Source organism: Actinocorallia longicatena (genome assembly GCF_039534125.1).
GTDB classification, from domain to species: Bacteria; Actinomycetota; Actinomycetes; order Streptosporangiales; family Streptosporangiaceae; genus Actinocorallia; species Actinocorallia longicatena.
Genome location: NZ_BAAAUV010000001.1, coordinates 179,354 through 204,218 on the forward strand (window position 1 = coordinate 179,354; position 24,865 = coordinate 204,218).

20 protein-coding genes are annotated in these 24,865 nt (G+C 72.6%); 8 read left to right on the plus strand and 12 right to left on the minus strand.

Going from position 1 to position 24,865, the window contains the following annotated elements:
* The first annotated feature begins 56 nt into the window (after positions 1–56).
* Positions 57–875 carry an S-methyl-5'-thioadenosine phosphorylase gene (locus ABD785_RS00765; protein ID WP_344821144.1) on the plus strand — a complete coding sequence of 273 codons (819 nt, stop codon included), beginning with the start codon at positions 57–59 and terminating at the stop codon, positions 873–875.
* 11 nt (positions 876–886) lie between these two features.
* On the opposite strand, the gene ABD785_RS00770 is transcribed toward ABD785_RS00765, so the two are convergent.
* Genes ABD785_RS00770 through ABD785_RS00785 form a run of 4 tightly spaced genes read right to left on the minus strand, consistent with a single transcriptional unit; the run spans position 887 to position 5,588 of the window.
* Positions 887–2,611 (minus strand): glycoside hydrolase family 127 protein, encoded by a 1,725-nt coding sequence (locus ABD785_RS00770; protein ID WP_344821145.1) that lies wholly within the window; start codon positions 2,609–2,611, stop codon positions 887–889.
* Positions 2,604–3,392, minus strand: a complete 789-nt coding sequence (locus ABD785_RS00775; RefSeq protein WP_344821146.1) for a carbohydrate ABC transporter permease — start codon at positions 3,390–3,392, stop codon at positions 2,604–2,606. Before ABD785_RS00775 ends, ABD785_RS00770 begins: the two co-directional genes overlap by 8 nt.
* Positions 3,389–4,318: a carbohydrate ABC transporter permease gene (locus tag ABD785_RS00780; RefSeq protein WP_344821147.1), complete on the minus strand. Its 930-nt coding sequence runs from the start codon at positions 4,316–4,318 to the stop codon at positions 3,389–3,391. The genes ABD785_RS00775 and ABD785_RS00780 overlap by 4 nt, the downstream gene beginning before the upstream one ends.
* 7 nt (positions 4,319–4,325) lie before the next feature.
* Positions 4,326–5,588 carry an ABC transporter substrate-binding protein gene (locus ABD785_RS00785; RefSeq protein ID WP_344821149.1) on the minus strand — a complete coding sequence of 421 codons (1,263 nt, stop codon included), beginning with the start codon at positions 5,586–5,588 and terminating at the stop codon, positions 4,326–4,328.
* A 116-nt stretch (positions 5,589–5,704) separates the two neighbouring features.
* On the opposite strand from ABD785_RS00785, the gene ABD785_RS00790 reads away from it, so the two are divergent.
* Positions 5,705–6,718 (plus strand): LacI family DNA-binding transcriptional regulator, encoded by a 1,014-nt coding sequence (locus ABD785_RS00790; RefSeq protein WP_344821150.1) that lies wholly within the window; start codon positions 5,705–5,707, stop codon positions 6,716–6,718.
* Between the two features lie 5 nt (positions 6,719–6,723).
* Here ABD785_RS00790 and ABD785_RS00795 read toward each other — a convergent pair whose 3' ends face one another.
* Genes ABD785_RS00795 through ABD785_RS00810 form a run of 4 tightly spaced genes read right to left on the minus strand, consistent with a single transcriptional unit; the run spans position 6,724 to position 10,859 of the window.
* On the minus strand, positions 6,724–7,725 hold the full coding sequence (locus ABD785_RS00795; protein WP_344821151.1) for a LacI family DNA-binding transcriptional regulator: 1,002 nt from the start codon (positions 7,723–7,725) through the stop codon (positions 6,724–6,726).
* 22 nt (positions 7,726–7,747) lie between these two features.
* On the minus strand, positions 7,748–8,641 hold the full coding sequence (locus tag ABD785_RS00800; protein WP_344821152.1) for a carbohydrate ABC transporter permease: 894 nt from the start codon (positions 8,639–8,641) through the stop codon (positions 7,748–7,750).
* On the minus strand, positions 8,638–9,555 hold the full coding sequence (locus ABD785_RS00805) for a carbohydrate ABC transporter permease (protein ID WP_344821153.1): 918 nt from the start codon (positions 9,553–9,555) through the stop codon (positions 8,638–8,640). The genes ABD785_RS00800 and ABD785_RS00805 overlap by 4 nt, the downstream gene beginning before the upstream one ends.
* Positions 9,555–10,859: an ABC transporter substrate-binding protein gene (locus ABD785_RS00810; RefSeq protein WP_344821154.1), complete on the minus strand. Its 1,305-nt coding sequence runs from the start codon at positions 10,857–10,859 to the stop codon at positions 9,555–9,557. Before ABD785_RS00810 ends, ABD785_RS00805 begins: the two co-directional genes overlap by 1 nt.
* A 159-nt stretch (positions 10,860–11,018) precedes the next feature.
* Here ABD785_RS00810 and ABD785_RS00815 point away from each other — a divergent pair, with 159 nt between their 5' ends.
* Positions 11,019–12,983, plus strand: a complete 1,965-nt coding sequence (locus tag ABD785_RS00815) for a beta-galactosidase (protein WP_344821155.1) — start codon at positions 11,019–11,021, stop codon at positions 12,981–12,983.
* A 54-nt stretch (positions 12,984–13,037) separates the two neighbouring features.
* On the opposite strand, the gene ABD785_RS00820 is transcribed toward ABD785_RS00815, so the two are convergent.
* Positions 13,038–13,661 carry a sulfotransferase family protein gene (locus tag ABD785_RS00820; protein ID WP_344821156.1) on the minus strand — a complete coding sequence of 208 codons (624 nt, stop codon included), beginning with the start codon at positions 13,659–13,661 and terminating at the stop codon, positions 13,038–13,040.
* A 111-nt stretch (positions 13,662–13,772) separates the two neighbouring features.
* Here ABD785_RS00820 and ABD785_RS00825 point away from each other — a divergent pair, with 111 nt between their 5' ends.
* The 3 genes from ABD785_RS00825 to ABD785_RS00835 all read left to right on the plus strand — a co-directional run bounded on the left by ABD785_RS00825 (position 13,773) and on the right by ABD785_RS00835 (position 17,645).
* Positions 13,773–14,921: a serpin family protein gene (locus ABD785_RS00825; RefSeq protein ID WP_344821157.1), complete on the plus strand. Its 1,149-nt coding sequence runs from the start codon at positions 13,773–13,775 to the stop codon at positions 14,919–14,921.
* 69 nt (positions 14,922–14,990) lie between these two features.
* Positions 14,991–15,800, plus strand: a complete 810-nt coding sequence (locus ABD785_RS00830; protein ID WP_425547711.1) for a class I SAM-dependent methyltransferase — start codon at positions 14,991–14,993, stop codon at positions 15,798–15,800.
* A 57-nt stretch (positions 15,801–15,857) separates the two neighbouring features.
* Entirely contained in the window at positions 15,858–17,645 is a 1,788-nt protein-coding gene (locus tag ABD785_RS00835) for an AfsR/SARP family transcriptional regulator (RefSeq protein WP_344821159.1), read from the plus strand.
* Here the strand turns inward: ABD785_RS00835 and ABD785_RS00840 are convergent.
* Positions 17,642–18,667 carry a D-alanyl-D-alanine carboxypeptidase family protein gene (locus ABD785_RS00840; RefSeq protein ID WP_344821160.1) on the minus strand — a complete coding sequence of 342 codons (1,026 nt, stop codon included), beginning with the start codon at positions 18,665–18,667 and terminating at the stop codon, positions 17,642–17,644. The two genes, ABD785_RS00835 and ABD785_RS00840, sit on opposite strands and share 4 nt — an antisense overlap.
* Positions 18,668–18,915: 248 nt before the next feature.
* Here ABD785_RS00840 and ABD785_RS00845 point away from each other — a divergent pair, with 248 nt between their 5' ends.
* Complete coding sequence (locus tag ABD785_RS00845) at positions 18,916–19,284, plus strand: YchJ family protein (RefSeq protein ID WP_344821161.1); 369 nt, start codon at positions 18,916–18,918, stop codon at positions 19,282–19,284.
* A gap of 42 nt (positions 19,285–19,326) precedes the next feature.
* On the opposite strand, the gene ABD785_RS00850 is transcribed toward ABD785_RS00845, so the two are convergent.
* Positions 19,327–19,773: a nuclear transport factor 2 family protein gene (locus ABD785_RS00850; RefSeq protein WP_344821162.1), complete on the minus strand. Its 447-nt coding sequence runs from the start codon at positions 19,771–19,773 to the stop codon at positions 19,327–19,329.
* A gap of 85 nt (positions 19,774–19,858) precedes the next feature.
* Between ABD785_RS00850 and ABD785_RS00855 the strand changes: the two genes are divergently transcribed.
* Positions 19,859–21,568 (plus strand): N-acyl-D-amino-acid deacylase family protein, encoded by a 1,710-nt coding sequence (locus ABD785_RS00855; RefSeq protein WP_344821163.1) that lies wholly within the window; start codon positions 19,859–19,861, stop codon positions 21,566–21,568.
* A gap of 3 nt (positions 21,569–21,571) precedes the next feature.
* Here the strand turns inward: ABD785_RS00855 and ABD785_RS00860 are convergent, their stop codons facing one another.
* Positions 21,572–24,769: a hypothetical protein gene (locus tag ABD785_RS00860; RefSeq protein WP_344821164.1), complete on the minus strand. Its 3,198-nt coding sequence runs from the start codon at positions 24,767–24,769 to the stop codon at positions 21,572–21,574.
* Positions 24,770–24,865: the final 96 nt, after the last annotated feature.

Genomic DNA, 24,865 nt, shown 5'->3' on the forward strand with positions numbered 1-24,865 from the left:
GCGGATATCCACCCCAGCCGCGCGGAAGATCGCGTTCACGATCTAGAATCTCTCCAGTGAAGGACAGTGCGGAGATCGGGATCATCGGCGGGTCGGGGCTCTACACCCTGGTCGACGGGCTGAAGGAGATACGGGTCGAGACGCCCTACGGGGCGCCGAGCGACGCGGTCTTCGTCGGCGAGGCCGGCGGCCGGAGCGTGGCCTTCCTGCCGCGGCACGGGCGCGACCACAAGGTGCCGCCGCACCGGATCAACTACCGGGCGAACCTGTGGGCGCTGCGGTCGCTCGGAGTCGGGCAGGTGCTCGGCCCGTGCGCCGTCGGCGGCCTGCGGGCCGAGTACGGGCCCGGCACGCTCCTCGTGCCGGACCAGCTCGTCGACCGGACCAGCGCCCGCGAGCAGACCTACTACGACGGCCGCCCGCTGGCGGACGGCACCGTGCCGGACGTCGTGCACGTCTCCATGGCCGATCCCTACTGCCCGCAGGGCCGCAGGGCCGTCCTCGCCGCGGCGGACGGCGCCGGCTGGGACGCCGTCGACGGCGGCACCCTCGTGGTCATCGAGGGCCCCCGCTTCTCCACCCGCGCCGAGTCCCGGTGGTTCTCCGGCAACGGCTGGTCGGTGGTCGGGATGACCGGCCACCCCGAGGCCGTCCTGGCCCGCGAGCTGGCCCTCTGCTACACCTCCGTCAACCTCGTCACCGATCTCGACGCCGGCGTCGAGCAGGGCGAGGGCGTGACCCACGCGGAGGTCCTCGCCGCCTTCTCCCGCAACGTCGACCGCCTGCGGACGGTCCTGTTCGACGCCGTCGCCGCCCTGCCCGCCGCCCGCGACTGCGTCTGCTCCCACGCCCTCGACGGCGTCTCCGGCGTCTGACGTCGCCGGGGTCAGCCGGCGGGGAGCCAGACGCGCATGGTGGCGGGGCCCCGCTCGCCCCACCGGTGGTAGGGCAGGAGGCCGAGACCGACGGGCCCGCCGGAGAGATGGCGGGCGGTGACCTCGAGTTCCACCCGGTCGGGTGCGATGGCGTGCTCGATCGGCGGCGCGGACGGATCGACGGAGATCTCGGCGAGGCGGTCCTCGTCTCCGGGCGACTCCGCGCAGTAGACGAGCGGACCGCGTTCGACGGCTACGCAGCCGCGGACCGCGTCGATCCTGGGATCGGGTCTGGTCCAGCGGGCCGTCATCGGCAGCTCCACCGCGAAGGTCTCGCCGCGCGACCAGACCCGGGGCCGGTCCTGATGGGGGACGTAGACCCCGGCCGCCCAGGGCGGCAGCCGGAACGCGATCCGCCGGGGCTCGGCGGGTGCCTCCAGCACGTGGACGGTGACCGTCCCCGCGTAGGGGTAGTCGGTCTCGACCCGCAGGGTGAGCCCGTCGTGCCGGATCTCGCAGGGCGTGGGGTGGTGGAGCTGGACGCCGTCCGGGGTCTCGGTCGCGACGTAGGCCGGCAGCGAGGCGAAGGTGCGGGCCAGGTTGGTCGGGCAGCAGGAGACGGAGAACCAGGGGGCCCGCAGGGCGCCGGTGGCGCGGGGGTTGACGCCCTGCGCGGGCCGTCCGGGGACCCTGACCTGAAGTGGGTTGGTGTAGAAGAACGACCGGCCGTCCGGTGCGGGCGAGGCGGCGACCACGTTGTAGAGGGTCCGTTCGGCCTGGTCGGCGTAGCGGGCGTCGCCGGTGGCCAGCAGCAGCCGGTGGGAGAGCATCACCGAGGCGACGGCGGCGCACGTCTCGGCGTAGGCCCGGTCGGGCGGGAGCTCGTGGTCGTCGCCGAAGGACTCCCCCCAGTGCCGTGACCCCATGCCGCCGGTCAGATGGGTGCGGCGCTCGACGGTCCGGTCCCACTGCCGCCGGACGGCCGCCAGCAGTTCCCCGTCGCCGGTCTCGACGGCCACGTCGACGGCCCCGCAGGAGAGGTAGAGGGCGCGCACGGCGTGCCCGCGCAGCACGGACGCCGATCTGACCGGCATGTCGTCCTGGAAGTAGGACCGCCCGAACTCGACGTCGGCCAGGGCGCGCCGCCCCCGGCGTTCGACGAACCGGCGCGCCATCTCCAGATACCGCTCGATCCCGGTCAGACGGTACAGCTCGACCAGCGCCATCTCGATCTCCGGATGCCCGCAGGCCTCCGTGCCCTCGAGGAAGCGGGCGCACACGTGGTCGGCGGCCCTGCGCGCGGCGTCGGTCAGCGGCCCCTCTCCCGACGTGCGCCACCGCGCGACGGCCGCCTGTAGGAGATGGCCGTGGCAGTACAGCTCGTGCCCCCACTCCAGGTCGCGGTAGCGGCCGCCGCTCCAGCGGGTGTTGAGATAGCCGTCGTCCTCCTGGGCGGCGACCACGACCGCGGCCAGCTCGTCGAAGCGGGGATCGTCCGCCCAGGCCATCGCCTCGAGCAGCTTGTAGACCTCGGAGTCCGCGAACTCCCTGCCCCGGCTCGGCCCTCCCCTGAAGTTGCCCACCCACCCGAGCTTCTCCATCCACTCCAGGCAGTGCTCGATGATCACCTCACGGGCGAGTTCGCGCCGGTCTCCCCAGAACCCCGGGGTGAGGCGGACGGCGTCGAGGCCGAGCGGGGCGAGGACCCCGGTGGACGGGATGACGGGACTAGCCACGCAGTGCTCCTGACATGAATCCACGGACGTAGAAGCGCTGCAGGACCAGGAACAGCGCGAGGCAGGGGGCGGCCATGAACATCACCCCGGCCTGCATGGTCGGGTAGTCGACCGCGCCGAAGTCGTGCAGCCGCATGTTGACGATCGCGACGGGCAGCGGGAAGCGCTCGTCGGAGCTGATGAGGATCAGCGGGGCCACATAGTCGTTCCACGAGGCGAGGAAGGCGAACAGCCCGACCGTGACCAGGCCGGGGGCGACCGCGGGCAGCAGCACCCGCATCAGGACCCCGAAGCTGCCGCAGCCGTCGATCAGGGCGGCGTCGTCGAGGGCCCGCGGCACCGCGGCGAAGGAGTTGCGCATCATGAACACCGCGAACGGCAGCTGGAACATGATCATCACCAGGGCGAGGCCGACCAGCGAGTCCTGGAGGCCGAGCTTGCCGAGCAGTACGTAGAGCGGGATCAGGATCGTCGGATAGGGGACCATCAGGATCGCCAGGATGAGGCCGAACAGGATCCGCCGGCCGGGGAAGGCGAACCGGGAGAAGGCGTATCCGGCCAGGGTGGAGACCGCGACCGTCCCGGTGACGGTCAGCACGACCAGCAGCACCGTGTTGGTCAGGTAGACGCCGACCCCCTCCCCGTAGGTGGCCAGGCGGCGGTAGCTGTCGAGGCTGAACCCGCTGCCCGGCCGGACCGAGGACCAGCCGCTCCACAGGATCGGCAGGACGAACAGCGCGGCGAGGAACGCCGAGCCGAGATGGAACGCCGGACGTCTCACGAGTCCCTCTTTCTGATCGCGGCGAACTGGAGCGCGTTCAGCAGCACGAGCGCGACCAGGACCAGCACCGACAGGGCCGCCGCCGAGCCGAGGTCGAACCGCACGAAGGCCTCCCGGACGATGACCATGACCACCGAGGTGGTGGAGTTGCCGGGACCGCCCCTGGTGAGGATGTAGAACTGCTCGAACCCGAGCATCGAGCCGGTCACCATGAGGCACAGGACCAGCGCGATCGTCGGCCGCATCATCGGCAGGGTGATCCGCCGGAACGCCTGGACGGGGCTCGCCCCGTCGACCCTGGCGGCCTCGTACAGCTCGACCGGGATCGACTGGAGCCCGGCCAGCAGGATGATCATGTTGAAGCCGGCCCAGCGCCAGATGACCAGGACGACCGTCGAGCCGAAGGCCACCGAGGGGTCGCCGGCCGTCCAGGAGACCGGCTCGTCGATCAGCCCGACGCTCTCCAGCAGGCCGTTGACGGGCCCGATCTGATCGCTGAGCAGCCCGAAGAACAGCAGGGTCGCGGTGGCCCAGCCGACCGCGGCGGGCAGGAAGTAGGCGCCCCGGTAGATCCCCACCCCCCTGCGGCGGTTCTGGACCAGCAGCGCCAGCCCGAAGGAGACCGTGAACAGCAGCACGGTGACGACGGCGGTGTACCGCAAGGTGAACAGGATCGCGTCGGCGACCAGGCTGTTGTCGGCGATCCGGGTGTAGTTGTCCGGGGCGTTGAAGGCGGGGGCCGCCAGCAGCGGCCACTTGTGCAGCGACATCCACACGACCAGGACCAGCGGCGCCAGGAAGAAGAGCCCGACGACGACGGCGGCGGGGGCGGCGTAGACGAGGCCGATCAGGTCCGGCGACCGCCGCCGGGCGCGGGGCCCGGCGGCGGTCACGCGTGGGATCTTGCGGATCTCCAGCAGGTTCACGGGCCCGTCACTGCTTCAGCGAGGCGGTGATGGTCCCGGCGCCGTCCTTCAGCGCCTTCGCCGGGTCGCTGCCGAACAGGGCGTCGCGGAGGGTCTTCAGCCAGGGGCTCTGCGAGTCGTTGTAGGACTCGTTGAACTTGAGCGCGTAGGGGGTGCGGCCGAGCGCCATGATCTCGTTCATGGTCTGGACCCTCGGGTCCGTCGCGGTGAGATCGGTGCGGGCGACGGTCGACCTGCTCTTGGCCTGGAGGTCGGCCTGGACCTTGTCGGACAGGGTGAAGGCCAGGAAGTCCCACGCGACGGCCGCGTGCTTGCTGGTAGCGCTAACACCGATGACGTCGCCACCGACGAAGGTCGTCTTGCCTCCGTTCACCCCGGGGATCGGGGCGACGCCGACGTCGATGCCCTTGTCCTGGAGGAGCCCGAGCCAGGCGGACGGTCCCGGCGCGACGCCGATGTTCCCCGACTGGAGGGCGCCCAGCCAGGTGGTGCCGTTCTCGTCCTTGGAGCCGGGGGCGGCGACCCCGTCGGCGTAGAGCTTGCGGTAGAGGTCGAAGACCGCGGCCATCTGCGGGGCGTCGACCGTGCTCTGGGTGCCCTCGGGGTTCATGACCTCGCCCCCGTCCGCCCACACCGACGGCCACAGCGTGAAGACGTTGCAGCCGCCGCAGTTGCCGCCGAAGTAGGTGCCGTAGGTCTTCCCGCCGGCCTTCTTCCGGATGGTCGTGGCCTGGGCCGCGAACTCCTTGAGCGTGGCGGGCGGCTTGTCGGGGTCGAGCCCGGCCTTCTTGTACAGGCCCCGGTTGAGGAACAGGACGGAGATGTCGACGGTGTGCGGGACCGCGTACAGCTTGCCCTCCTGGGTGGCCTCCTTGATGTGGGCGGGGGCGACCTTGTCCTTGTAGGGCAGGGCGGCGAACCGGTCGGTGACGTCCTGCCAGAGGTTCTGCGCGACGTAGTTGGGCGCGAACACGACGTCGGAGGCGAACAGGTCGGGCAGATTCCGCCCGCCGGCCGCCGTCGCGATCTTCGCGGGGTAGTCCTCGTTCGGATAGGCCGTCACCTGGATCTTGTCCTGGTGGGCGGCGTTGTAGGCGTCGGCGAGCGCCTTGGTGTGGGTCTCCGTCGCCGCCCTCGTCCACACGGTCACGGTGACCGGGCCGTCCGGCTTCTCGGCCTTCTCCCCGCCGCCGCAGGCCGCGACGAGGGCGGTGGCGCAGAGCACCGCGGTGACCGCGATGCCGGGGCGTCGGGGTGATCGGACTCTCATGCTCTTCTCCTCTGTGTCCCCCGACCGAAAACTACCTAAAAGGTTTTCGGTAGCGTAGGCTCGCCCGCAAAGCTCGTCAATGGGGAAATTTTTCAGGAACAGAAAAGGGTTTCGACGTGGATCCGCAGCGCCCTCCGACCATCACCGACGTGGCCGCCCGTGCCGGGGTGTCGATCGCGACCGCGTCCAAGGCCATCAACGGCCGGGCCCAGGTCCGCGCCGAGACCAGGACCCGGGTCCTGCTGGCGGCGGAGGAGCTGGGGTTCCGTCCCAACGCGCTGGCCCGCAGCCTGCTGTCGGGGCAGTCGCGCACCGTGGGGCTGCTGACCAGCGACAGCGTCGGACGTTTCGGGATTCCGGTGCTGCTCGGAGCCGAGGACGCCTTCGGCGCCGGGGAGATGGCCGTGCTCCTGTGCGACGCCAGGGGCGACTCCATCCGGGAGCAGTACCATCTGCGGACCCTGCTGGACCGCAGGGTCGACGGCCTGATCGTGGTGGGGCAGAGCACCAACGCCCGGCCCTCGCTCAGCCGCGACCTGCCCGTGCCCGTCGTCTACGCCTACGCGCCGTCGGAGGACCCCCGGGACGTGTCGTTCGTCCCCGACGACGTGGGCGGGGCGAGGCTGGCCGTCCGGCACCTGGTGACCTCGGGACGCCGCAGGATCGCCCACATCACCGGGCCCACCGGCTACCGGGCGGCCGTGGACCGGGCCGCGGGCGTCGGGGCGGCCCTCGCCGAGGCCGGCCTGGAGCAGTGCGGCGAGACCCTGTTCGGGGTCTGGTCACAGCGCTGGGGACGCCAGGCCGCGGAGATCGTCTTCCGGTCCTCGCCGGAGATCGACGCCGTGGTCTGCGGCAGCGACCAGATCGCCGCGGGCTTCGTCGAGGCGGCCAGGGAGCGGGGCCGGCGGATCCCCGACGACGTCGCGGTCGTCGGCTACGACAACTGGGAGGTGCTGGCCACCGAGACCAGGCCGCCGCTGACGACCATCGACATGAACCTGGAGTTCCTCGGCAAGACCGCGGCCCAGCACCTGTTCGCCGCGATCGACGGCAAGGCCACGCCCGGCGTCCACCGGATGCCGTGCAGCCTGGTCATCCGTGACTCCACCGCCCCCGCCGCCATGTGAGGGGCTCAGGCCGAGTCGCGGACCACGAGCTGGGTCGGGAGCATGATCGCGCTCGGCTCGGCGCCGTCGATGACGGCCAGCAGCAGGCGGACCAGCTCCCGGCTGAGCTGGGTCCACGGCTGGCGCATCGTGGTGAGCTTCGGCGCGGTGGACATCGCGACCGGCGAGTCGTCGAACCCGCCCACCGCCACGTCCTCGGGGACCCGGCGGCCCGACTCCCGCAGCGCGATCAGCGCGCCCGACGCCATCAGGTCGGAGGCCACGAAGACCGCGTCGAGGTCGGGGTGGGCGGCCAGCAGCCGCTCCATCGCCGCCCGCCCTCCGGCGAGGGTGTAGTCGCCCTCCGCGACCGGGGCGCCGTGCCCCGCCACCTCGCGGAAGCCCTGGAGCCGGTCGACGCCGCCGGAGGTGTCGAGCGCGCCGGTGATGGTCGCGATCTTGCGGCCGCCCCGGTCCATCAGGTACCGGGTCATCTGCCGGGCGCCCTCACGGTCGTCGGAGACCACGTAGGGGACGTCGCCCTCGTGGCCGAGCGGACGCCCTATCGTCACGACCGGGATGTCCTGGCCGCGCAGCTCCTCGATCAGCGGGTCGCCCGAGTGCGACGAGACCAGCAGCGCCCCGTCGACGTGCCCCGAGGTGATGTAGCGGCTGACCCGTTTGCGGTCGTCGATGTTGCCCGCGATGGTCAGCAGCAGCATGATGTCGTGCTCGGCCAGCGCCCGGGTCGCCCCGTGCAGCAGCACGTTGAAGTTCGGATCCTCGAACAGCCGCTCCTGCGGCTCGGCGAGGATGAACGCCACCGAGTGGGACCTGCTGGTCACCAGGCTCCTGGCGTGCTGGTTCACCACGTAGCCGGTGTCCTTGACGGCCTTCTGGATCGCCTTCGCCGCGCCGGGGCTCACGTTGTGACCGCCGTTCAGGAACCGTGAGACCGTCCCCCGCGACACCCCCGATGCGGCGGCCACGTCGTGAATGGTCGGGCGGCGGCGTTTCTGCGTCACCATGTCATCATCCCCCGAATCGAGATCATCCCTTGACGGCTCCCGAACCGAGATCGACCCGCCAGTACCGCTGGAGCGTCAGGAACAGAGCGATCATGGGCAGGATCGCCAGCAGCACGCCGGTCGTGATCAGCGTGTACTGGGCGGGCTGGTTGGCGCCCTGCTTCATCATCGTGAACAGTCCCACGGTGACCGGGAACTTGGTGTCGTCGCCGAGCATGATGAACGGCAGCAGGAAGTTGTTCCAGATCGCGACGAACTGGAACAGGAAGACCGTCACCAGGCCGGGCGCCATCATCGGCAGCACGACCCTGCGGACGATCTGGAACTCGCGGGCGCCGTCCATGCGGGCGGCCTCCAGCACCGAGTCGGGGATCGCCGCCCCGGCGTAGATGCGGGCGAGGTAGATGCCGTACGGGCTGATGATCTGCGGCAGCAGCACGGAGGCGTAGGTGTCGGCGAGCCCGAGCTTCGACAGCAGCAGGTACTGCGGGATCGCGAGCATGATCTGCGGCATCAGTACGCCGCACAGCAGCACGTTGAACAGCGCCGTCTTGCCCGCGAAGCGGAACTTGGCCAGCGCGTACCCGCTGATCCCCGACACCGCGGCCGACAGCAGCGCGCCGCCGCCCGCGTAGAGCGCGGAGTTGGCGACCCAGTGCCAGTAGACGCCGTCCCGGTAGGAGCTCAGCCTGCTCAGGTTCTCGAACAGGTGGCCGCTCGGGGTGAACGCCGAGCTGTCGAACAGCTCCCCGAGGTTCTTGGTGGAGGCCACCACGACCCAGAGCACGGGCAGCAGCATGTAGAAGGCGCCGAGCAGCAGGATCGTCGTGGGGACCGCCCCGCCACCGCGGCGGCGCACCCTGGGACGCCCCGCCGCGCGGACGTGCGGGCGTTCCCTCGTCAGCGTCGTGGTCATGATCCTCCTTCGGAGGCGAAGGCCCGGTCGCCCACCAGCCGCAGGAAGCCGAAGGACAGCACGAGGGTGGCCACGGCCAGCAGCACCGAGGTGGCGGCCGCGCTGTACAGGTCGCCGCGCTCGAAGGCGTCGGTGTAGACCTTCATCAGGGGGCTCCAGGTGCTGATGATCGAGTTGCTGAGCGGCTTGAGCGCCATCGGCTCGCTGACCACCTGGAGGGTCGAGATGATCGCGAAGACCGCGGTCATGACCAGCGACGGGACGATCAGCGGGATCTTGATCCGGAACGCGATGCGCAGCTCGGAGGCGCCGTCGATCCGGGCCGCCTCGTAGAGGTCGGACGGGATGGCCCGCAGCGAGGTGTAGATGACCATCATGTTGAAACCGGTGCCGCCCCAGACCGCCACGTTGGCGATCGAGTAGAGGACCGTGGACGGCGCGAACAGATCCGCCCCGCCCAGCAGATCGACGATCGGCGACACCGAGGGCAGGTACAGGAAGCCCCACATCAGCGAGGCGATGACGGTCGGGATCGCGTACGGCAGGAAGATCGCGATCCGGGCGGACCTGACGAGCCGCGCCCGGGTGCCGTCCAGGAGGAGCGCGAACAGCAGCGCGAGCCCCAGCATCATCGGGACCACGATCAGCCCGTAGCCGAGCACCCGCAGGACGCTGTGGATCAGCTCGGGGTCCTTCAGCGCGTTCGCGTAGTTCCGGGTTCCCGCGAACACCTCGGTGCGGTCGCCCGGCCGCAGCCCCAGGCCCTTGACCTGGGCCTTGCGCAGGCTCATGTAGACCGAGTAGCCGATCGGGACGATGCAGAAGACCACGAACAGGACGATGGCGGGGGTGAGGAAGGCGTACGGCACGGCGGCCGTACGCCCCCTCCTCCGCCGGCTGGCGGCGACGGTCATCAGGAGACCTTGAAGCCGTTCTTCTTCATGTCGTCGACGGTGCTCGTCTGCATCTGGTCCAGCGCCCCGTCGAAGGCTCCGCCGGAGGCGATGGCCTTGGCGAAGGCGTCCTTGTAGGCGCTGTAGGTGACGTTCACGTTCGGCCCGAAGGTGAAGCCCTGCGCGGTGCCCGCGATCTGCCCGGCGACGGTGTAGAAGTCGGGCTGGTTGGAGAAGAACTCCGGCGCGCTCTGGAGGGCGGGGCCGGTCTGGGCGGAGGTCGCCGCGGGGTAGACCGCCGACTCCTTGACCAGGTCGGTGGTCGCCTCGGAGTCGGTGTTCAGCCAGGCGGCGAACGCGGCCGCAGCGGCCTTGTTCTTGGAACCGGCGGAGACGGCCGTCGCCGAGCCGCCCCAGCTTCCGGTCTTGTTCTCGCCCGCGGCCCACTGCGGCAGCGGAGCGATCTTCCACTTGCCCGCGGTCTTGGGCGCGTTGGCCGCCAGGACGCCCGGTCCCCACACGGCGCTCGGCCAGGACAGCAGCGTGCCGTCGGCCAGGGCCTTGTTCCACTTGGGCGTGTAGGACGGCTGCTTGTCGATCAGATCCTTCTGGACGAGGCCGCTCCAGAAGCCGGCGACCTTCCTGGTGGCCTCGTCGTTGACCGCGACCTTCCAGGTGTCCCCGCTGGGCGACCACCAGGAGGCCCCGGCCTGCTGGGCCAGGCCGGTGAACCAGCCCGCGTCCGCGGCGGAGAAGTTCGTGAGGTACTTCTTCGGGTCCTTCTTGTGCAGGATCTCGGCCTGCTGGGCGAACTCGTCCCAGGTCGTGGGCACCTTCAGGCCGTACTTCTCGAACAGGTCGGCCCGGTAGTAGTACATCATCGGGCCGGAGTCCTGCGGGATCGCGTAGACCGCGTCGCCGCCCAGGGTGACCTGGGACCAGACGCCGTCGGCGAACCTGCTCTTGAGGTCCCCCGCCTCCTTCGCGATGTCGGCGACGGCGTTGTTGCTGATGTAGGTCGGCAGGACCTGGTACTCGGCCTGGAACACGTCGGGGGCGTTGCCCGCCTTCGACGCGGTGAGGATCTTGGTCGCGAGGTCGTCGCCGTTGGCCTGCTGGCTGAAGGTGACGTGGACGTCCGGGTGGGACGCGTTCCACTTGGCGACGATCTTCTCGATGTTGGGTGCCCAGGACCAGAACGACAGCTCGACCTTGCCCTGCGCCTTCGGCGTCGTCTCCGGCGACTCGTCGTCGCCGGAGGATCCGCACGCGGTGGCGAGGAGGCTAAGGGCCAGGACGCCGGCGACGGCGAACTTCACTCTCATCGGGGGTAACTCCCTTGGGGCGGGGCTGTGAACGTTCACAGTGTTAGCGGCACCACTTTGAATGTCAACAGGATACGTAAGATTTAAATCTTCCTGGTCAAGCCCTATAGTGTCGCGCTGTACGGCATTGGGAACGTTCACAGTCAGGAGCCCGAACCGGTGGAGAAGCACAGGGACGCCATCGCCTACGGCGGCGACTACAACCCCGAGCAGTGGCCCGAGGAGGTCTGGCTCGAGGACATGGAGCTGATGCGCCGGGCCGGGGTGAACCTGGTCAGCGTCGGCATCCACTCCTGGGCGCTACTGGAGCCCGCCGAGGGGGTGTACGAGTTCGGCTGGCTCGACCGGCTCCTCGATCTGCTGCACGAGCACGGCATCCGCGCCGACCTGGCGACGCCGACCGTCGCGCCGCCCGCCTGGCTGCGCCTGCACCACCCCGACAGCCGGTCGGTCGACCGGGACGGGCACGTGCTCGGCGGCGGCACCCGCCAGTCCTACTGCCCCTCCTCCCCTTCCTACGCGGCGGCCTGCGCGACGATCACCGAGCGGCTGGCCGCCCGCTACGCCGACCATCCGGCGCTGGTCATGTGGCATGTCAGCAACGAGTACGGCTGGGGCCCGGCGCACTGCTACTGCGAAGTCTCGGCCGAGGCCTTCCGGGTCTGGCTCCGCGAGAAGCACCACGACCTCGACACCCTGAACGCCGCGTGGGGAACCTCGTTCTGGGGCCAGCGCTACGGCGGCTGGGCCGAGATCGAGCCGCCGCGGACCGCTCCCCCGGGCGTCAACCCGGCCCTCCAGCTGGACTTCCTGCGCTTCTCCCAGGACGCCCACCTGGCCAACTTCCGGCGCGAGCGGGACATCATCAGGCGGCACTCGGCCAAGCCCGTGACCACGAACTTCCAGCTCGCCAACTGCAAGTGGATCGACTACTGGAAGTGGGCCCGCGAGGTCGACGTCGTCTCCAACGACCACTACCTCCAGGCCGAGCGGCTCGACAACCAGATCGAGCTGGCCATGTGCGCCGACCTGACCCGGTCGGTGGCGGGCGGCGAGCCGTGGCTGCTGATGGAGCACTCCACGGGGGCGGTCAACTGGCAGCCGCGCAACCTCGCCAAGCTCCCCGGTGAGCTGGCCCGCAACAGCCTGTCGCATCTGGCGCGCGGCGCCGACGGGATCATGTTCTTCCAGTGGCGGGCCTCCGCCTTCGGGGCGGAGAAGTTCCACTCGGCGATGCTGCCGCACGGCGGGCCCGGTACCCGGATCCACCGGGAGGTCGTCGCGCTCGGCGCCGACCTGGAGGCCCTGGCGCCCGTCCGGGGCGGACGCGTCGAGGCGGACGTGGCGATCGTCTGGGACTGGGAGTCGTGGTGGGCGGTCGAGCTGGAGTGGCGGCCGTCGGCCGATCTCGGCTACCGGGAACGGATCGAGGCCTACTACGAGCAGCTCTGGCGGGCCAACCTGACCACCGACTTCGTGCATCCCGAGGGCGATCTCGCCCGGTACCGGATGGTGGTCGTCCCCAGCCTCTACCTGACGACCCCCGCGGCGGCCAAGAACCTCGCCGCCTACGTCGCCGACGGCGGCACCCTGGTCGTCTCCTACTTCTCGGGGATCGTCGACGCCATGGACACCGTCCATCCGGGTGCCTACCCGGGAGCGCTCCGCGACGTCCTGGGGCTGACGGTCGAGGAGTTCCTGCCGCTGCGGACCGGGCAGGGGGTCACGCTGTCGGGCGGCATGACCGGTGATCTCTGGTCCGAGGACGTGATCACGGTGTCGGCGGAGGTCGTCGCGGAGTACCTGGACGGGCCCGCGGCCGGGCGTCCCGCGATCACCCGCAACTCCTGCGGCGAGGGGACCGCCTGGTACATCTCGACCCGGCTGCCGGGCGACGATCTCCGCGCCGTCCTCGACCGGGCCTGCGCCGACGCCGGGCTGGTTCCCGACCGCACGCCCGTCGAGATCGTCAGGCGCGGCGGCCACGTCTTCGCCCTCAACCACTCCGGCCGCGACGTGCCGGTGAAGGTCACCGGCCACGAGCTCCTCACCGGCACCGACTGCGCGGGAACGCTCCAGGTCCCGGCGGGCAAGGTCCGGATCGTCCGGGAGCCCGGCCCCTGACGGCAGGGACCGGGCCAAGGGGCCGGGCCAAGGGGCCGGACCAAGGGGCCCCGGTCAGCCGAGGAGGTCGGGGTTCCAGGCGACACCCAGGTGGTCGCAGAGGCGGCGGGCCTCGGCGGCCGGGTTCCGCACGAGGTCCTCGTGACGGACGGTCAGCCCGGTCAGGGCCGAGCGCGCCTCCGCGAGCGCCTGGAGGTACTCGGGGGCTCCGGTGCCCTCACGGGTCAGGAACACGAAGCGGGCGTCGGGCCACGCCCCGGAGATCCGCCGCCACAGCAGGACGTTCACCGGCGAGTCGTCGACCACGATCCGCTTGCCTGAGCGGCCCAGCTCGTGGTGGAGGACCCGGTCCCACAGCAGGTGCTCCAGTTCCTGGCGGTCCAGGCCGAGCGCGCCCATGACGTCCTCGGTGTAGCCGCGCTTGGGCTCCACCTTGATCGACGGAAGCCCGAGATCGTCGGGGGCGGTGATCCCCGGGTGCCGGTTGAGGATCCCGCGCAGGAGTTCGCCGCCTGATCCGGGGGCCGACAGAACGAACACCGGCGAGGAGACCAGCCGGGAGCCGCCGACATAGGTGGCGGGCGCTACCGTTGCGGGCGGAGCCGGCCGCAGGGCCTCCGCGAGGTGCTCGGTCCTCCGCTGAATGGCCCGCTTTGCCCGCTTTCGTACCTGACTCATGGAGGGAACATATCGGCAGGTGAGGGCGTCGAAGCGGGCGAGTGATCGACTCTCATCAAATTTTCATGCAACCCAAGAGCCCGTTCATGTGTCGGGCGGTGAGGTGGGCGAATGTCCCCGGCGGTGACCGCTGCCAACGCCATGACCCGGTTCTGGGCGGAACGGTTCGACGAGGAGTCCACGGTCTGCTCGGGAGCGGGCGCGTGGCCGCTGCTCGCCCTCCTCGCCTGGGCCTCCGGCGGCCCCGCCCGCACCGAACTCGAGGACGCGCTCGGGGTCCCCGCCCGGGAGGCCGCCGGGCACGCCCGCGAGCTCCTGGCCGTCCTCGCCGCCTCCACCGACGCCGAGGCCGCTCTCGGGCTCTGGACCCACCGGGCGCTGGAGCTGAAGAGCACCTGGCTCGCGGCGCTGCCCGGAGGCTGCGCCGAGACGCTCACCGGCGACTCCGCCGCGGACCAGGAGCGGCTCGACCGGTGGGCCCGCGAGCGGACCGGCGGCCTGATCGAGCGGATGCCGGTCTCCGTCGACGCCGAGACCCTGCTGGTCCTGGCGAGCGCGCTGACCGTCCGGACCAGGTGGCGGGTGCCGTTCAGCGAGTGGACCGCCCGTCCCGGCGAAGGCCCCTGGGCGCACCGGGAGGTGCCGACCCTCGGGCGCCGCGGCGCACCGGCCGACGACCTCTCGGTCCGCTCCACCCCCGCCGGGACGATCACCGACGTCCGGGTGACCGGCCAGGAGGACGTCGACGTCCATCTCTTCCTGGGCGCGGAGTCCCTGCGGGCGCACCGGGTCCTGCCCGCCGCCCTCGCCGCGCTGGCCGGGGGCGCCCCCGCCCCCCTCGCGGACGGCCCCGGTGTCACCGTTTCCGAACGCCGCTCGCACACCCCCGAGGACGTCCTCGACGTGACGGTCCCCAAGTTCGCGGTCGCGGCCGAGCACGATCTCCTGGCGCTGCCCGGTGTCTTCGGGCTCGCCACGGCGACCGACGCCTCCCGGGGCCACTTCCCCGGCGTCTGCGAACGGCCTCCGCTGGCGATCCAGCAGGCGAAGCAGCGTGCCGTCGCCCGTTTCGACGCCCTCGGCTTCGAGGCCGCGGCCGTCACGGCGTTCGCGGCGCGGGCGGGATCGGCCTACCGGCCGCCGCCCCACCTGGTGAAGGAGTACGCGGTCGCCTTCGAGCGGCCCTTCGGTTTCGCGGCCGTCCACCGGCCGAGCGGGCTGGTGCTGTTCGCCGGATGGGTCACCGATCCGGACGGGTGAAGGCGTCACACGGGCGCTCACACGGCGGCGCGGTCTCCTGGTTCCAGCACACCAACGGGAGGAACCGAAATGTCCGTGGACTTTGCAACGATCAAGAAGACGCAGCGGGCCGGCTGGGAGACCGGCGACTATCCGCGCGTCGGCAACACCCTGCAGATCATCGCCGAGCTGCTCGTCGAGTCGGCCGACGTGCGGTCGGGGACCCGCGCGCTGGACGTGGCCTGCGGCCAGGGCAACGCCGCGATCGCGGCCGCCCGCAGGTTCGCCGCCGCGACGGGGGTCGACTACGCGGTGAACCTGCTGGCCAAGGGCCGGGAGCGGGCGGCCGTCGAGGGGCTCGACGTCGAGTTCACCGAGGGGGACGCCGAGGCGCTGCCGCTCCCCGACGGGCACTTCGACCTGACGATGAGCACGGTCGGCGTCATGTTCGCCCCCGACCACCAGCGGGCGGCCGACGAGCTCGTCCGGGTCACCTCGGTCGGCGGCCGGATCGCCCTGGCCTCCTGGACGCCCGCCGGGATGGTCGGCGAGATGTTCCGCACCGTCGCCCGCTGGGCCCCGCCGCCCGCGGGCGTCAGGCCCGCCACCCTCTGGGGCACCCGCGAGCACCTGGACGGCCTGTTCGGCGACCGGGTCGAGTGGATCAGCGTCACCGAGCGGCAGTACGTGTTCCGCTACCTGTCGCCCGAGCACTTCTCGGAGTGGTTCCGCGACTTCTACGGGCCGATCACCCGGCTGTCCGGCGGCCTGTCGCAGGAGGACCTGGCGACGTTCGCGGCGGAGCTCGGCGACGTCGCCCGCCAGTACAACAAGGCGGACGACGGGACGGTCGCCGCCCCGGCGGACTACCTGGAGGTCGTCGGCATCCGGCGCCGGTGATCACTGGCCCGGCGGCGGATCACTCGGCATGATGGCGGAGAAGGGGGTGGGCCCGTGGTGACGATCAGGTTGCTCGGGCCGCCCGCGATGGACCGGCCGGGCGGAGCCGCCGGGCAGCCGCGCGGGCGCAAGGCGTGGGCGCTGCTGGCCTATCTGCTGCTCGCCGAGCGGCCGCCGGCCCGGGGCCGGCTGGCCGAGCTCCTGTTCGCCGACGCCGACGATCCCCTCGGCGCGCTGCGCTGGACCCTCGCGGAGCTGCGCCGGACCCTCGGGGTGCGGCTGGACGGCGATCCCGTCGCCGTGACGGTCGATCCGGCGACCGTGGTGGACGTCCGCCGGGTCCTGGCAGGGCGTCCGGATCCGGCGCCGCTCCTCGACGTCGAGGGCGAGCTCCTCGAGGGCGTCAGGCTGGACTCCTGCCTGGAGTTCGAGTCGTGGCTGGTGGTCGAGCGGCACCGGATCTCGGCGCTGGTCGAGGCCCGGCTCCGCGAGGCCGCCGCCGGGCTGCTGGCGGCGGGCCGCGCCGCGGACGCCACCCCGTTCGCCGCCCGTGCGGTGGCCCGCAACCCGCTCGAGGAGGGCAACCACGAGCTGCTGATCCGCTGCCTGACGGCGGCGGGCGACCGGGTCGCCGCGGCCCGGCAGCTCGCCGTCTGCGAGGACCTGTTCGACCGGGAGCTGGGCGTCGAGCCGTCCGCCGCGGTGCGTGAGGCGGCGGGCGGGAGCACGGGCTCGGCGATGATGCCGCCGCTCGGCGGCAGGGCGGCGGCCGTCAGCCAGCTCGAGGCGGGCCAGGCCGCGATCGCGGCGGGCGCGCTCGAGGCGGGCCTGCAGTGCCTGCGGCGGGCGGTCGCCGAGGCGGGCCGCTGCCGCGACACCGGGCTGCGGGCGCGGGCGCTGGCCGCCCTCGGCGGCGCGCTGGTCCACGCCGTGCGCGGCAGGGACGGCGAGGGGGTCGTCGTGCTGCACGAGGCGATCCTGCTCGCCACCGAGGCGGGCGAGCGGGCCACGGCCGTCACCGCCCATCGCGAGCTGGGCTTCGTGGAGGTCCAGGCGGGCCACCGGCTGACCGGGGAGGCCTGGCTGGCCAGGGCCCAGGAGCTCGCCGAGACCGACGCCGAGCACGCGGCCGTCCTCGGGGTGCGCGGCATGAACGCCTCCGACCGCGGCGACTACCCCGCGGCCTTCGCGCGTCTGGAGGAGTCGGTGGAACGGGCCCGCCGCGGGGACGACGAGCGCCAGGAGGCCTGGTCGCTGTCCCTCCTGGCCAGGGCCCATCTGCTGCGCGGCGAACGCGCCCAGGCCACGGCCGCCCTCGACCGCTCCCTCGACCTGGTCCAGCGCCAGCGCTGGCTGGCCTTCCTGCCCTGGCCGCAGATCCTCAGGGCCGAACTCGACCTGCACGGCGGCGACACCGGCGCGGCCGCCGACTCCCTGGAGCAGGCCTGGTCGCTGGCCTGCCAGCTCGACGACCCCTGCTGGCTGGGGATGGCCGCCCGGGGCCTGGCCCTGCTGCACACCGCGCACGGCGACCATCCGGCCGCCACCGAGTGGCATCTGCGCGCCTCCTCGGTCTGCTCCCGTACGCCCGACCGCTACCAGTGGGTCCACGGACATGTCCTGGACGCCGCCGTCACGACCGCGATCGAACGCGGCGACCACGAGCGAGCCGTCCCGCTGACCACGGCCCTGGCGACCCTGGCCGCCCACTGCGACCTGCGCGAGCTCACCGTCCGCGCCCATCTCCACCGCCACGCCCTCGGCGACGCCACCGCCCTGTCCTCGGCCAGGCTCCTGGCCGCCGACATCGACAACCCCGCCCTCACCCGCCTCCTGCGAGGCTAGGGACGTGTCTTACGCCTCGGCAGGCCCTTGCGGAAGGCGAGGCCCAGGACTCCGGCCGCGAACGCCGTCAGCAGGGCGGGCCAGGGGAAGGAGCCGGAGGACGTGCTGGAGGACGCCAGCCGGACGGCCTCCGTGGCCGGGGTGCTCGCCGGCGGGGCGGAGGCTCCTGCGGCCGGGGCGGGCAGGGCGCCTGTGCCCTTGGTCTTTCCGGTGGCCTTGAAGCCCCAGTCGAGGAGGGCCGCGGAGTCCTTCCAGAGGGTGGAGTTCCCGCCGAGCTCGGCGACGATGATCGTGTGGCCGCCGCGCTGAGCGGCTCCGACGTAGGTGCGGCCGGCCAGGTGGGTGGAGCCGTTCTTGCCCGCGATCATGCCGGGATAGCTCGCGAGGAGCTTGTTGCCGTTGGTCAGCGTCCCGCCGCCGGGGAAGGACGCCCTGCGGGTGCCCGCGTAGCGGCGGAAGTCGGGGAGCTTGAGCGCCTGGCGCATGATGACCGCCAGGTCGCGGGCCGAGGTGTGCTGGGTCCTGACCGAAAGCCCCAGATCGCGGTCCAGCCCGTTGGGGCTGGCGGCCAGGGTGTCGGTCGCGCCGAGCCTGCGCGCCTCCGCGTTCATCGCGGAGATCGTCGCCTTGAGCCCGCCGCCCGCCTGGGCGAGGGCGTAGGCGGCGTCGTTCGCCGACTTGAGGAGCATCGCGCGGAAGAGATCATCGGCCCGGTAGGTCCTGGACGCGCGCAGCCCGACCTTCGTGGGGATCACGTTCACGGTCTGGCGGTTCGGCCGGACCCGCGTCGAGGGCTTGACCTTGGGGATCAGCGTCACCGAGGTCAGGACCTTGATCACGCTGGCGGGCAGATACCGCCCGCGCTGGTCGCGGGAGGCCAGGATCCGGCCGGTCCCGGCGTCGGCGACCACGTAGGCCTTGGCCGACACCCGGGGCACCGGCGGCACGGCCGCCGCGGAGGCGGTGGCGGGAACGGTCAGCGGCGCCAGGGCCACGGCCGCCGCAGTAACGATCTTCAACACGTCTGCCTCCACTCGAATCCTGACAATCCGTCAAGCATACGTATACATTGAGTAAAGAAGACCGCGACGAGGGTGATCAAGGTTCAAGGGAGGGCCCGATCCGCGGAATGCGCATAGGTTGAGGGCATGAAGGTGGAACCCGGTGACGTGTGCTGGCTGGGCAAGGAGGACCCGGACTTCCGGTCCGAGTACCCGCCCGACTTCCCCGCCGACGAGCCCGAGGAAGATCAACCGGCAGAATGAAGGGCATGAACGACTGCCCGTGCGGCCTTCCCGCCTCCTACGACGCCTGCTGCGGGCACTTCCACGGAGGCGAGGCCGCGCCGACGGCCGAGCTCCTCATGCGCTCGCGCTACGCGGCCTTCGCGGTCGGCGACGAGAAGTACCTCGAACGCACCTGGCATCCCCGGACCCGTCCCGGCCGGATCGGCCTGGACCGCAAGACCCGCTGGACCGGGCTCGAGGTCCTGGAGACCACCGAGGGCAGCCCGTTCCACACCAAGGGGACCGTCCGGTTCCGGGCGCACTACCTGGAGCGCGGACGCCGCGGCCAGATGGAGGAGCACAGCCGCTTCGTCCGCCTCGACGGGGACTGGGTGTACGTCGGCGCCCTGTGACGGGTCCCGATCGGTCACTGGACCTCGATCACGGCCTTTCGGTCACGGCACTTCACCGGTGACGTCCACGAGCCAGGACAGGTCGGCGTTGTCGAGCCGGTCGTGCCAGGCGGCGGGGGCGGCCGACATGAGGGTCCCGAGGTCCCAGTAGTCGCGCCAGAGGGTGATGACGCCGTCGGAGACGTGCTGGACGGAGACGAAGGGCAGGGTGACCTTCTCCCCCGTCGGCCACTGCCAGAGCTCGGTGTGCTCGGTGATCACGACCTCGCCGTCCACGAAGGAACGGGACGTGCCGTGGGCGTAGGAGGTGAGGCCCTCCAGACCCAGCCTGAGCCGGGCCTCGATCCCCTCGGGGCCGCGGGCGGCGGTGGCCGGGCCGGTCGGGACGTCGTAGTAGATCGAGGACGGCCCGAAGAAGGTGCGCACGCGGGGCCAGTCGCGGTCGTACAGGGCGTCCCAGAAGGCCGCCACCGCTTCCCGAGGATCCATGCCCATCGGTTATCCCTCCCAGACCGAAAATCAGACCTATCGCTTGCTTGGCTGGAAGGTTAGCCTCAGCGGCGAGGAGGCAGCAATGCATGATCTCGTTATCGCCGACGCCCTCGTGGTCGACGGCACGGGCGCGCCCGCCCGGCACGCCTCGGTCGCCGTCACCGACGGGGTGATCACCGAGGTGGGCGCCGATCCGGGCCCGGCCCGGCGGCGGGTGGACGCCCAGGGCGCCCTGCTCACCCCGGGATTCGTCGACATCCACACCCACTACGACGGGCAGGCGACCTGGGATCCGGTCCTGGCGCCCTCCTCGCAGCACGGGGTGACGACGGTCGTCATGGGCAACTGCGGCGTCGGGTTCGCGCCCGCGCGGCGGGACCGGCACTCCTGGCTGATCGGGCTGATGGAGGGCGTCGAGGACATTCCCGGCTCGGCGCTCACCGAGGGGATCACCTGGGAGTGGGAGTCCTTCCCCGAATACCTGGACGCCCTGGACCGCACCGGCCGGGCCGTCGACGTCGGAGCGCAGGTCCCGCACGGAGCCGTCCGCGCCTATGTGATGGGTGAGCGGGGCGCCAGGAACGAGCCGGCGACCCCCGAGGACATCGCGGCGATGAAGGCGATCGTCAAAGAGGGCCTGGCCGCCGGCGCCCTCGGCTTCACCACCTCCCGGACGCTCGCCCACCGGGCGATCGACGGCGAGCCGGTGCCGGGCACGTTCGCCGCCGAGGACGAGCTGTTCGGGATCGGCGAGGCGCTGCGGGAGCTCGGCCGGGGAGTGTACGAGCTCGCGCCGGCCGGAGCCGCCGGCGAGGACACCGCCGCCCCGGTCAAGGAGGTCGCCTGGATGCGGCGGCTGTCGGCGGAGATCGGACGGCCCGTCTCCTTCGCGCTGCTCCAGATCGACGCGGTGCCCGAGCAGTGGCGGGAGATCCTCGAGCTCTCCTCGGCCCCGGACGCCCGGCTCTACCCGCAGGTCGCGGGCCGCCCCTTCGGGATGCTCGTCAGCCTCGAGACTCTGCACGCCTTCGCCGACCACCCGGCCTACGCCGCCGTCGCGCTGCTGCCGCTGAAGGAGCGGGTCGCCCGGCTGCGGGACCCGGAGCTGAAGGCCCGCATCCTCGCCGACCATCCGGCCGAGGAGGATCCGCTGTCCTCGATGGTGCGGATCTTCTCCGACCGGCTGTACCCGCTGTCGGCCGAGCGGCCCGACTACGAGCCGCACCCGTCGGCCAGCATCGCCGCCCGCGCCGCGGCCGAGCGCCGCGACCCGATGGAGCTGCTCTACGACCTGCTGCTCGAGGACGACGGCAAGGCCATGTTCCTGCTGCCGATCCTCAACTACGCCCACAGCGACCTGGACGCCATCCGCGAGATGCTCACCCATCCGCGGGCCGTCCTCGGGCTCGGCGACGGGGGCGCGCACTGCGGTTTCATCTGCGACGCCTCACTGCCCACCACGATGCTCTCCCACTGGGCCCGCGACCGCTCCCGTGGCGAAGGGCTGCCGCTGGAGCACGTCGTCCGGCTGATGACGCGGGACACCGCCGCCCTCTACGGGCTGACCGACCGGGGTGTCCTCGCGCCCGGCATGAAGGCCGATCTCAACCTGATCGACTTCGAGCGGGTCGCGAACCGGCGCCCCGAGGTCGTCCACGATCTTCCCGCGGGCGGGCGCCGGGTCCTGCAGTCGGCCGACGGCTATCTCGCGACGTTCGTGTCGGGCGTCCAGACCTTCGACCGGGGACGGCACACGGGCGCCGTCCCCGGAAGGCTGGTCAGGGGCCGCTGAGCGTCACTCCTCCTCGCCCGGGACGTCGCCGTCGACGTCCCAGGCGAGCTGCCGGATCTCCCGATGCGGCGAGCCGCGCAGCGCGTCCAGCGCGGTCCGCCACTCCGGTTCCCACCCCCCGTCGCGGCCGCCGTGCTCCACCAGGGCGAGGGCCATCAGTTCCCCGGTGAGGTCGCCGCGGGCGGTCAGGGTGCGGACCGTGGGCAGCAGCGGTGCGGCAGGAGACCTCCAGCCGAGTCCGCCCGCCAGAGTCCGCCCGGTCTCCGCCGCGAGGTGCGGTGATCCGTGGAGCAGGTCGGCCAGGGTGTTCGCGTCCAGGGCCAGCACGAGCGGGTCCACGTCTCCGGCCGTCATCCGGTGCGCCAGCAGCCGCGCGGCCTGCGGCAGGTGCAGCGGATCGGCGGCGAGCAGCCGGGCGGCGGAGCGGGCGAGCTCCGCCCGCCAGGCCTCGGCGTTCCCCCGGTGGTCGAGCCGCCGGGCGAGGCGGCGCACGCGGGTCCGGTCCCCGGCCTCCAGCAGCCGCCGCAGGACGGTCACGGCCTCGTCCCTGACCAGGCCCTCGCCGACCAGGGTGAGGAAGACCGTGAAGTCCGCGCCGGTGCCGGAGACCGCCGCCTCCAGGACCTCGTCCAGGCCGTGCCGGTACCAGCGCACCCAGGTCGCGAACGCCTTGGCGGCCCGGAACCGGACTCCGGGCCCTTCCGCCGCCTCCAGCAGGGAGCGGACCAGACCGGCGACGGCCGGGCGGTGTCCGGGCGCGTACTCCGCCGGTGCCGCCTGAAGGAGCGTACGGAACATCGTCTCGCTCCGGTGGTGCTCCGGCACCTCGGCCAGGGCGGCGAAGGCACGCGGGTCCTCCGGGAGGCGCCGGAGCGCGACGGCCACCGCGATCCGGGCGTCCGGATGGAGAGCGGGATCGGCCCACGCCCGCAGCAGGAGATCGGCGGCGCCCGGCACCCGCTGGGTGACGAGCTGGCGGGCGGCGAGCTTGCGGGCACCGACCCCGCCCTCGAAGAGCGCCTTCTCCAGGGTCACCGCGAGCTGCCGTGGAGCCGTCCTCCCGCAGGCCGCCGAGGCGGCGGCCAGGGCGACCGGACCGCCGAGCCGCAGCAGCAATCGCGCCAGCGTGCGGGGCGCGGCCGCGCACACCCCGATCGCCGCCTCGGAGACCACCGGTTCCCCGCCGAGGGCGTGCCGGACGATCACCGCATGGGCGTGCGTCATCATCCCGAGGCCGCGCAGGGCCCGGACCCTCTCCTCGACCGGCAGCTCATGGGCGTCCGCGACGGCTTCGAGAGCCGAGCGGATCCCGTCGCGCTGGGTGCCGGTCCACCGGCCCGGCATCCCGTGTTCCACCGCGCAGCCGGGCGGGACCCGTGCGGGAAGGAGGTCGGTGCGGCGGGTGGCGATCACCCACCAGACCGGCGGCAGCCGGAGGAGCTCCGGCGCCTCGGCCGCCAGCGCCGCTGCGGCCTCCTCCTTGCGGGGGCGCCGGGCCAGCCAGAGCGCCGCCGCCTCGGCGGCCTGCTCGCCGGTCGCGCCCAGAACGGCGAGCCGCAGCTCGTCCTGGAGGGCGGGCAGCCGGCGGGCGCGGGCGCCCAGGGAGCGGGCCAGCGCGAGGACCAGGGTGTGGTCCTCCGCCGCGCGGGCCTTCCGCACCCGGGGCAGCAGCAGGTCGAGCAGGGCGTGCTCGGCGCCGCGCGGAAGCACCCGGCCCAGGGTCGCGGGGGCGGGCGTCCGCTCCCGCCAGCCCGCCGACGGCTCCGGGCGGTCCAGGCCCGCGGCGCCGTGCCGCTCGACGAGCTTGTCGTAGACGCCCAGGGCCCACCCGGTGAGCGCGGGGACCCCGCGCCGGGAGAGCTGCCGGTCGGCGAGGCGGAGCAGGGTCTCGCGGGTCGCCGCCGAGGTGTCGGGCGCGGTGGCCACCCGGTCCGCCAGGGCCTCGAGCGCCGGGACGTCCCCGTCGGCGAGCCGGACGCCGCGCAGGGCCCGCAGGAGTTCGCGCCGGACGGGGTCGCGCTCGTTGAGCGTCCGATCCGCGAGCTCCCCGACCGTCCGGGACAGCAGGGCGGCGTCGCCGGTGCGGTCCGCGGCCTCCAGCAGGAGACCGCGCGCCAGTTCACGGCGGCGGGGATCACCGGTGAACGCCGCGGCGCGGAGCTCGGCCTCCGCCTCGGCGAAGGGGAGATGGACGGCGATCCGCAGGGTGATCTTGGGGTCGTCGAGATGGGCCCTCGCCGAGTGCCAGACCGAGGCGTGCCAGTCGCGCAGGCGGCGCGCCTCGGCGGCGGCCAGCTCGCGCGGCAGCAGGCCCAGGATCGGCAGCACCTCCAGGCCCGGCGACTCCAGCCGGGCGTAGAGGGCGGCCCGCCGTCGAAGCGGCACGGCCCGCAGGAACCGCTCGATCCGCCAGGCGTCCGCCGGGACGATCGCGTGGAGCGCCTCGTCCGGCAGCCGCGCGAGATTCCGCAGCAGCGACCGGCTCGGCGGCCTGCGGCCCCAGGTCCTCCCGGCGAGCAGCCGCGCGGTGCGGACGGGGTCGGCGCGCAGCAGCGGGCCGAGGCACCGGCCGCCGACGCGGACCGCCCAGGCCCCCTGGTCGTGCCGTTCGAGCAGGTCGAGCACCCGCAGCGGTTCGGCCTCGGCGACCTGGGCGATCACTCCGCTCCGCCGTTTCCACACGCTCCAGCCGTCGGAGTCGGCGAGTTCGGCGGCGAGCTGGTCCACGACCGCCGACGGGTGCCGCCGCACGAGCGGCCGCCAGCCCGCGACGGCGTGGGCGAGCGACGGCAGCCACCGGGCGACGGTCCGCGGCCCGCAGGCCGGGAGGAGGACGGCGGCCTCGCGGGCGCCCCACCGGGCATGGACCTCGGGCAGCAGCCGTTCTGCCAGCGCGGTGCGCCCGGAGTGGACGACGGCCTTGAGGACCGCGAGCCGCAGGTCGGCCGGTGCCTCCTCCAGCGCGGGCGGCACCGCGTCGTCGGGGACGGGCAGGGTACGGACCGCGCGCAGCGCCGCCCGCCGCAGTTCGGTGTCGGGACCGGCGAGGATCTCTGCGATGTAGGGAAGGTCCGCGGCCGCCATGGCCAGGTGGAGCGCGGTGCGCCGACCGTAGTGCGCCTGGTCCGCCAGGTCGCGCAGGAGGGCGGGGAAGCCGGGGTGGCCGGCGTGTTCTCGGGCGTGGAGCGCCAGAGCGCGCATGCGCTCGGGATACGGCAGGGACTCCACGCGGTTCAGCAGGACGGAAGCCGGTTCCAGGACCGGCGCGGGGCTCAAAGGCCGGGGCGCCGAACGCCC

Excerpts from the sequence above, each read along its gene's own strand:
- ABD785_RS00795 (WP_344821151.1), bottom strand. The coding sequence starts at position 7,725 with ATGGTGACGCAGAAACGCCGCCGCCCGACCATTCACGACGTGGCCGCC.
- ABD785_RS00805 (WP_344821153.1), bottom strand. The coding sequence starts at position 9,555 with ATGACCGTCGCCGCCAGCCGGCGGAGGAGGGGGCGTACGGCCGCCGTG.
- ABD785_RS00800 (WP_344821152.1), bottom strand. The coding sequence starts at position 8,641 with ATGACCACGACGCTGACGAGGGAACGCCCGCACGTCCGCGCGGCGGGG.
- ABD785_RS00810 (WP_344821154.1), bottom strand. The coding sequence starts at position 10,859 with ATGAGAGTGAAGTTCGCCGTCGCCGGCGTCCTGGCCCTTAGCCTCCTC.
- ABD785_RS00855 (WP_344821163.1), top strand. The coding sequence starts at position 19,859 with ATGCATGATCTCGTTATCGCCGACGCCCTCGTGGTCGACGGCACGGGC.
- ABD785_RS00825 (WP_344821157.1), top strand. The coding sequence starts at position 13,773 with ATGTCCCCGGCGGTGACCGCTGCCAACGCCATGACCCGGTTCTGGGCG.
- ABD785_RS00830 (WP_425547711.1), top strand. The coding sequence starts at position 14,991 with ATGTCCGTGGACTTTGCAACGATCAAGAAGACGCAGCGGGCCGGCTGG.
- ABD785_RS00860 (WP_344821164.1), bottom strand. The coding sequence starts at position 24,769 with ATGCGCGCTCTGGCGCTCCACGCCCGAGAACACGCCGGCCACCCCGGC.
- ABD785_RS00850 (WP_344821162.1), bottom strand. The coding sequence starts at position 19,773 with ATGGATCCTCGGGAAGCGGTGGCGGCCTTCTGGGACGCCCTGTACGAC.
- ABD785_RS00820 (WP_344821156.1), bottom strand. The coding sequence starts at position 13,661 with ATGAGTCAGGTACGAAAGCGGGCAAAGCGGGCCATTCAGCGGAGGACC.
- ABD785_RS00785 (WP_344821149.1), bottom strand. The coding sequence starts at position 5,588 with ATGAGAGTCCGATCACCCCGACGCCCCGGCATCGCGGTCACCGCGGTG.
- ABD785_RS00845 (WP_344821161.1), top strand. The coding sequence starts at position 18,916 with ATGAACGACTGCCCGTGCGGCCTTCCCGCCTCCTACGACGCCTGCTGC.